A 7,216-nucleotide genomic window follows, 5' to 3' on the forward strand; every position below is an offset into this window, starting at 1 on the left:
CCGGGCATTTTGAATTCCTGGTAGTGCCGGCCGCTGGCCGGCAACCGCATGATTCCGTGGAGGCCGGCCAGCGGCCGGCACTACCAGGAATCGGGCCTTACCCCACCAACCCCAAACCTGCCAGCAACGCTGCAATCGCGGCCAGGCCGGCCGTTTCCGTGCGCAGGATGCGCGGTCCCAGCTGCAGGCCCTGGAAGCCTGCCGCCGCCAACTGATCCCGGTCGCGCGGCGACCAGCCACCTTCCGGGCCGATCGCGATCACGATGCCGCCTGCCGGAGCGGCCGCCAGCGTCGACAAGCGATGTGTGCCCAGCGGGTCCAGGGTCAACCGCAGCGTATCGGGCGGCAGCGCCGCTGCCGCCTGCGCCAGCGACAGCGGTGATCCCACCTGCGGAATGCGCGCGCGCCCGGACTGGCCGCAGGCCGAGGTCACCACATTGTTCCAGTGCGCCACGCGCTTCTCCGCCCGTGCTGCATCCAGCTTCACCTCGGTGCGCTCGGCGTTGACCGGAATGATCGCCGCCACGCCCAGTTCGGTGGCCTTCTGCAGGATCAGGTCCATCTTCTCGCCGCGGGCGATGCCCTGCAGCAGGGTGATCGCCAGCGGCGATTCGGTGTCGATGGCCTGCACGGCGTCGATGCGCACCTGCACTTCGCGCTTGCCGGCCACGGTCAGCGTGGCGCTGTAGTCATGGCCGTCGCCGTTGAACAGCACACAGGTATCGCCCTCGCGCAGGCGCATCACCCGTACCAGGTGGTTGGCGGTCTCTTCCGGCAGGGTCACGGTCTGGCCGCTGTGCAGCGCCAGGTCGATGGGGCAGCGGGTCACGCGCATGCAATCGCCTCGTCAATCGCCGCCAGCGTGGTATGTGCCAGCAGCTCCAGTTGTTCGTCATCCACGCAGTAGGGTGGCATCCAGTACAGCACGTCGCCCAGCGGACGCAGTACCACACCGCGCTTCAGCGCGGCCTTGTAGGCGTGCAGGCCCAGCCGCATGGCCGGGTCGAACGGGGTGCGCTTGTTGCCATCGCGCGACAGCTCGAACGCCACCACCATGCCGGCCTGGCGCACGTCGGCCACGTGCGGATGGTCGCTGAACGGTGCGGCCAGCGTGCCCATCACCGAGGCGATGCCCCGGTTGCGCACGATCACATCGTCGTCGCGGAAGATGTCCAGCGTCGCCAGCGCTGCGGCGCAGGCCAGCGGGTTGCCGGTGTAGCTGTGCGAATGCAGGAAGGCGCGCTCGCGCGAGTCGTCGAGGAACGCGTCGTACAGGGCCTGCGTGGCCAGTACCGCGGCAAGCGGCAGGAAGCCGCCGGTCAGGCCTTTCGAGAGGCACATCAGGTCCGGCATCACCCCGGCCTGCTCGCAGGCGAACAGGGTGCCGGTGCGGCCGAATCCGGTGGCGATCTCGTCGGCGATCATGAATGCACCGTGCGCATCACACAGTTCGCGAACCCGCTGCAGGTACACCGGGTCATGCATGCGCATGCCGCCCGCGCACTGCAGGCGTGGCTCCAGGATCACCGCACAGATTTCGCCCGGATGCTGGTCGAACAGTGTGGCCAGGCCGTCCGCGGCCTGGCGCGCACGATCGGCGGCGCTCTGGCCGGGCTCGGCCAGGTAAGCGTCGGGCGAGGGCGCGAACAGCCCTTCGGCCAGCAGCGGCGCATAGACGCGGCGATACAGCGGGATGTCACCCAGCGCCAGCGCGCCCAGGGTCTCGCCGTGGTAGCCGTTCTCCAGTGCGATGAACCGCGTGCGCCGCGGCTCGCCACGGTTCTGGAAATACTGGAAGGCCATCTTCAGCGCCACTTCCACGCCGGCGGAGCCGTTGTCAGCGTAGAACACCTTGGCCAGCGGTTCGCGGCCGGGCTGCCGCGGGGCCAGCGCCAGCAGGCGTTCGGCCAGGGTGATGGCTGGCTCATGACCGAAGCCGGCCAGCATCACCTGTTCCAGCTGCGTGGCCTGGGCGGCGATGGCACCACCGATGCGCGGTTCGGCATGACCGAACAGGTTGGTCCACCAGCTGCTGACCGCATCCAGATAGCGATTGCCGTCGTGGTCGATCAGCCAGGCACCTTCGCCGCGGGCGATCGGCACCAGCGGCAGGGTGTGCGGATGCTCGCGCATCTGCGTGCAGGGGTGCCACAGCACCTGCAGGTCGCGCTGCCGCCAATGGCGGGCCAGCGGGGAGGGGGTTGGGTCTGCTAGCATTTCGGGCTCATGAACATGTTGCTGCCTGCACATTCTATCGGCCCCGGCGCAGGCGCCGGCCGCCGCGGAGATTCCGCATGAACGATGACCGTGCCGGCCGTCGCTTGCCGATCATCCATCGGATCACCGATGAGGAGAACGGTCCATTCCAGCGCCAGCACCTGGACCTGGAGTTCTCCAACGGCGAACGCCGCCGCTTCGAGCGGCTGGTCAGCCGGGGGCATGGCGCGGTGGTGGTGGTGCCGATGCTCGACGACGAAACCGTGCTGCTGGTACGTGAATACGCCGCCGGCATGCACCGCTACGAACTGGGCCTGGTCAAGGGCCGGATCGATGCCGGCGAGACCCCCGAGCAGGCCGCCGACCGCGAACTGAAGGAAGAGGCCGGTTACGGCGCGCGCCGGGTGGATGTGCTGCGCGCGATGACCCTGGCCCCGACCTACATGAGCCACCAGTCGTGGCTGGTGGTGGCGCGCGACCTGTACCCGGAAAAGCTGGCCGGCGACGAGCCGGAAGAGCTGGAAGTCGTCCCGTGGAAGCTGGCCGAGCTGGACCAGCTGATGCTGCGCGAGGACTTCTCCGAGGGACGCTCGCTGGCGGCGCTGTTCATTGCCCGCCAGTGGCTGCAGGGATTGCGATGATCAAACTGACCACGGACCTGCGCGAGACCGCCATCGCCATTGCCCAGGAAGCCGGACAGGCCATCATGCAGGTCTATGCCGACGGCTTCGACGTGCAGATCAAGGATGACAACAGTCCGGTCACCGCAGCCGACCTGGCCGCCAACCAGGTGATCGAGCAGGGCCTGCAGCAGCTGACCCCGGATCTGCCGATCCTGTCCGAGGAGTCGGCCCAGGTCACGTGGGAGCAACGCCGTCATTGGGGCGCCTACTGGCTGGTCGACCCACTGGACGGCACCCGCGAGTTCATCAAGCGCAACGGCGAGTTCAGCGTCAACATCGCATTGATCTACCAGGGCGCGCCGGCCTTCGGCGTGGTGCTGGCGCCGGTCACCGGCATCGTCTGGCATGCCATGCGCGGCGAGCTGGCCTATCGCCGGCAGGGCCTGCACGACACCGTGCTGCGCACCCGCACGCCGGCCACCGCACCGCTGCGGGTTGCCGCCAGCCGCTCGCACCGCTCACCGGAAACCGAGGCGCTGCTGGCGCGCATGGGCCGCATCGAGACCATCGCGCAGGGCTCGTCGCTGAAATTCTGCCGGATCGCCGAAGGTGGTCTGGATGTCTATCCGCGTCTGGGCCCGACCTCCGAATGGGACACCGCCGCCGGCCAGTGCGTGCTGCACGCCGCCGGTGGCGCGGTGCTGTCGGCGGCGACCGGAAAGCCGTTCCGCTACAACCGCCGCGAGACCCTGTTGAACGGTGATTTCATTGCCCTTGGTGACACCAGCCTGCCGTGGCGCGACTGGTTGTCCGATTGACCCTGGAGACCGCATGAGCGCGCACGACACCCCCACCACCGGCAGTGCCGCCAGCAACGAACTGGAACGCCTGCTGTCGATCATGGCGCGCCTGCGCGATCCGCAGGGTGGCTGCCCCTGGGACTTGGAGCAGAACTTCGCGACCATCGCGCCGTACACCATCGAGGAAGCCTACGAGGTGGCCGATGCCATCGATCGGGGCGACCTCGATGATCTCTGCGATGAGCTCGGTGACCTGCTGCTGCAGGTGGTGTTCCATGCGCGCATGGCCGAGGAGCAGGGCGCCTTCGCCTTCGCCGAGGTCGCGCGCGCGATCAGCGACAAGATGCAGCGCCGCCACCCGCACGTGTTCGCCGATGTCAGCGTCGATGACGCCGACGGGGTGACGCGTAACTGGGATGCGATCAAGCGTGCCGAGCGTGCCGCCAAGGGCGAGCAGGACACCTCCGCATTGGCCGGCATCTCGCGTGGCCTGCCCGAATGGCAGCGGGCAGTGAAGCTGCAGTCGCGCGCGGCCAAGGTCGGTTTCGACTGGCCGGGCCCGTTGCCGGTGCTGGACAAGGCGGCGGAGGAACTGCAGGAGCTGCGCGAGGAGTTCGAGCGCGGCGATATTGCCGGCAACAAAGCGCGCCTGCAGGAAGAGCTGGGCGATCTGCTGTTCGTCTGCGCCAACCTGGCACGCCACGCCGATATCGATCTGGGTGCGGCGCTGCGCGGGGCCAACCACAAGTTCGAACGCCGCTTCCGTGCGATGGAAGCGCAGGCTGACGCCCAGGGTGGAGCGCTGGCGTCGATGGACCTGGATGCGCAGGAAGCACTGTGGCAGCACGCCAAGGCGGCGGAGAAGGCGTGAAGACGCTCGCGCTGTTCCTGCTGACCGCGCTGGCCGAAATTGTCGGCTGCTACCTGCCGTGGTTGTGGCTGCGCAAGGGCGGCAGCGTGTGGCTGCTGCTGCCGGCTGCCGCCAGCCTGGCCCTGTTCGCCTGGCTGCTGACCCTGCACCCGACCGCCAGTGGCCGGGTCTATGCGGCCTACGGGGGTGTCTACATCGGCACCGCGCTGTTCTGGCTGTGGCTGGTCGATGGCATCCGCCCCAGCCGCTGGGACCTGTTCGGCGCAGCCCTGTGCCTGGCCGGCATGGCGGTGATCATGTTCGGGCCGCGCACGCCCCCGGTGTAGCGTCGAGCCATGTTCGGCCGCTTCGGCTTTTGTAGCGTCGAGCCATGCTCGACGGCTTCCGCTCTTATGTAGCGTGGGGGGCAGAGGGGAGGGAGCGGGGGGGGGGGGCGGTGGGCGGGGGGGCGGCGCCACCCGCCGCCCCTCCTACTGCGCCGCCCCCCCGGGCCCCCCCCCCCCGGGGGCCCCCCCCCCCCCCCCCCCCCCCGCTACAAAGGCAGCGCCACCGGATCATGCACTGCCTTGTCAGAATCGGCCACGCTGTCCAGGCCGCTTTCCCTCCCGGGAAGGCGCATGATGGCGGTGACCACGGCCCCCGGAACACGCACATGTCCCGCTTCGCCAGCTTCCGCGAGTTCTATCCGTTCTATCTCAGCGAGCACCGCCACCCGGTATCGCGCCGGCTGCACTTCGTCGGCAGCTGCGGCGTGCTGCTGCTGGTCGTTGCAGCGATCCTGCGCGGGCAGCCGGTGCTGTTGCTGGCCGCCCTGTTCTGCGGTTACAGCTTCGCCTGGGTCGGCCATTTCTTCTTCGAGAAGAACCGCCCGGCCACCTTCCAGCACCCGCTGTACTCGTTCATGGGCGACTGGGTGATGTTCGCCGACATCCTGCGCGGGCGCGTGCCCTGGTAGCTCCGCTGTGAATGTGGCCTTCACGCGCTATGCTGGGGCCTGGACGTCATAGATAAGGAAAGCAAGATGTTCCCGACCATGTTCTTTACCGTGGTACTGGCCTTCGTGGCCGTGGTGATCCTGTTCAAGGCAGTACGGATGGTGCCCCAGGGCTACGAGTGGACCGTCGAGCGCTTCGGGCGCTACACGCACACCATGACCCCCGGCCTGCATTTCCTGATCCCGATCGTGTACGGGGTGGGGCGCAAGGTGAACATGATGGAGCAGGTGCTGGACGTGCCCAGCCAGGAAGTGATCACCAAGGACAACGCCGCCGTGCGCGTGGACGGCGTGGTGTTCTTCCAGGTACTGGATGCCGCCAAGGCCGCCTATGAGGTGGCCAACCTGGAAGTGGCGATGATCGCCCTGGTGCAGACCAACATCCGTACCGTGATCGGTTCGATGGATCTGGATGAATCGCTCAGCCAGCGCGAGGTGATCAATGCCCAGCTGCTGAGCGTGGTCGACCATGCCACCAATCCCTGGGGCGTGAAGGTCAACCGCATCGAGATCCGCGACATCCAGCCGCCGCGCGATCTGCTGGATGCGATGGCGCGGCAGATGAAGGCCGAGCGCGAAAAGCGCGCGCAGATCCTCGAGGCAGAGGGTTCACGGCAGTCGGAGATCCTGCGCGCCGATGGCGAGAAGCAGGCCACCGTGCTGGAAGCCGAAGGCCGTCGCGAAGCTGCGTTCCGCGATGCCGAGGCGCGCGAGCGCCTGGCCGAGGCCGAAGCGATGGCGACCAAGGTGGTGTCGGCCGCGATTGCCGAGGGTGACGTGCAGGCGATCAACTACTTTGTCGCGCAGAAGTACGTGGAAGCGTTCAAGGAGCTGGCCAGTTCGCCGAACCAGAAGCTGGTGCTGATGCCGATGGAGGCCAGTGGCGTGATCGGTTCGATCGCGGGCGTGGCCGAACTGGCGAAGCAGGCGCTGGCCAGCCAGGACAACAAGGCCGCCGGCAAGCGGCCGCCGCCGCTCGGAGGCTGACATGCGCTGGGAAGTCGTCGGTTGGGGCGCGCTGGCGCTGCTGCTGTTCGCTGCCGAAGCGCTGGCGCCGGGTGCGTTCATGCTGTGGATCGGCATTGGCGCGGCGGCGGTGTTCGTACTGGTTGCGGTGTTCAGCGACATTCCACTGTTGTGGCAGGTGATCGCTTTCGTCCTGCTGAGTGTGGTCTCGATCCAGTGCTACCGGCGCTGGGGGAGGCCGCGGGCACGGCCCAGCGATGCGCCGTTGCTCAACCGCCGTGCCGAGCAGCTGGTCGGCCGGGAGGTGGTACTGCAGCAGGCCATCGTCGGTGGCCAGGGACGGGTCAGCATTGACGATGCGTCCTGGCAGGTGAGCGGTCCGGAGCTGCCTGCAGGTACGTGGGTACGGGTGGTGGCGGTGCAGGGCAGCACGCTGCTGGTCGAAGCGGTGGCCTAGGGGTTCCCAGCCAACGGCGGAGCCCCTCGTGGGTGGTCGCGGAAGGTGGTTCATGTGTCTGGGTCGGGCGGGTTGGGTTCGCGGGACACGCCGTAGACCCCGCTCCGCGGTCCGGCCCAGCCGCTGGCGGCTGCGCGTTCGGTCGCTTGCGAAGCAGTGCTTCGCAAGCAAAGCGCCCTCACCCATGGGGGCTCGATGGCGCCATCCATGGCGCCAACGGTCCCGCGAACCCCAACCCCCCCCCCCCCCCCCCATTTACGGCGCCGGCAGCCCCCCCGCTCACAAACA

9 protein-coding genes are annotated in these 7,216 nt (G+C 68.2%); 7 read left to right on the forward strand and 2 right to left on the reverse strand.

The window, feature by feature from the left end:
* Positions 1–97: 97 nt before the first annotated feature.
* Both V3B48_RS04450 and bioA read right to left on the reverse strand, forming a co-directional pair.
* Positions 98–835, reverse strand: coding sequence for a 16S rRNA (uracil(1498)-N(3))-methyltransferase (locus V3B48_RS04450; protein WP_329893279.1), 738 nt, complete (start codon positions 833–835; stop codon positions 98–100).
* Positions 826–2,217 carry an adenosylmethionine--8-amino-7-oxononanoate transaminase gene (gene bioA / locus V3B48_RS04455; protein WP_220667676.1) on the reverse strand — a complete coding sequence of 464 codons (1,392 nt, stop codon included), beginning with the start codon at positions 2,215–2,217 and terminating at the stop codon, positions 826–828. The genes V3B48_RS04450 and bioA overlap by 10 nt, the downstream gene beginning before the upstream one ends.
* A gap of 77 nt (positions 2,218–2,294) precedes the next feature.
* Here bioA and nudE point away from each other — a divergent pair, with 77 nt between their 5' ends.
* From nudE to V3B48_RS04490, 7 genes are all read left to right on the forward strand, one after another.
* On the forward strand, positions 2,295–2,858 hold the full coding sequence (gene nudE, locus V3B48_RS04460) for an ADP compounds hydrolase NudE (RefSeq protein WP_010482713.1): 564 nt from the start codon (positions 2,295–2,297) through the stop codon (positions 2,856–2,858).
* Entirely contained in the window at positions 2,855–3,658 is an 804-nt protein-coding gene (gene cysQ / locus V3B48_RS04465) for a 3'(2'),5'-bisphosphate nucleotidase CysQ (protein ID WP_329893281.1), read from the forward strand. Before nudE ends, cysQ begins: the two co-directional genes overlap by 4 nt.
* A gap of 13 nt (positions 3,659–3,671) precedes the next feature.
* On the forward strand, positions 3,672–4,511 hold the full coding sequence (gene mazG / locus V3B48_RS04470; protein ID WP_182266555.1) for a nucleoside triphosphate pyrophosphohydrolase: 840 nt from the start codon (positions 3,672–3,674) through the stop codon (positions 4,509–4,511).
* The gene (locus V3B48_RS04475) at positions 4,508–4,837 is read left to right on the forward strand and encodes a YnfA family protein (RefSeq protein WP_032130110.1); all 330 of its coding nucleotides are present in this window, start codon (positions 4,508–4,510) and stop codon (positions 4,835–4,837) included. The genes mazG and V3B48_RS04475 overlap by 4 nt, the downstream gene beginning before the upstream one ends.
* Positions 4,838–5,163: 326 nt before the next feature.
* Positions 5,164–5,466, forward strand: coding sequence for a DUF962 domain-containing protein (locus V3B48_RS04480; RefSeq protein WP_049422150.1), 303 nt, complete (start codon positions 5,164–5,166; stop codon positions 5,464–5,466).
* Between the two features lie 66 nt (positions 5,467–5,532).
* A complete protein-coding gene (locus V3B48_RS04485) occupies positions 5,533–6,492 on the forward strand; it encodes an SPFH domain-containing protein (protein ID WP_005410704.1) in 960 nt (319 codons plus the stop codon).
* Between the two features lies 1 nt (position 6,493).
* Entirely contained in the window at positions 6,494–6,928 is a 435-nt protein-coding gene (locus tag V3B48_RS04490) for an NfeD family protein (RefSeq protein ID WP_125895565.1), read from the forward strand.
* Positions 6,929–7,216: the final 288 nt, after the last annotated feature.

The organism is Stenotrophomonas sp. SMYL20, assembly GCF_036320045.1.
Classification (GTDB): domain Bacteria; phylum Pseudomonadota; class Gammaproteobacteria; order Xanthomonadales; family Xanthomonadaceae; genus Stenotrophomonas; species Stenotrophomonas maltophilia_A.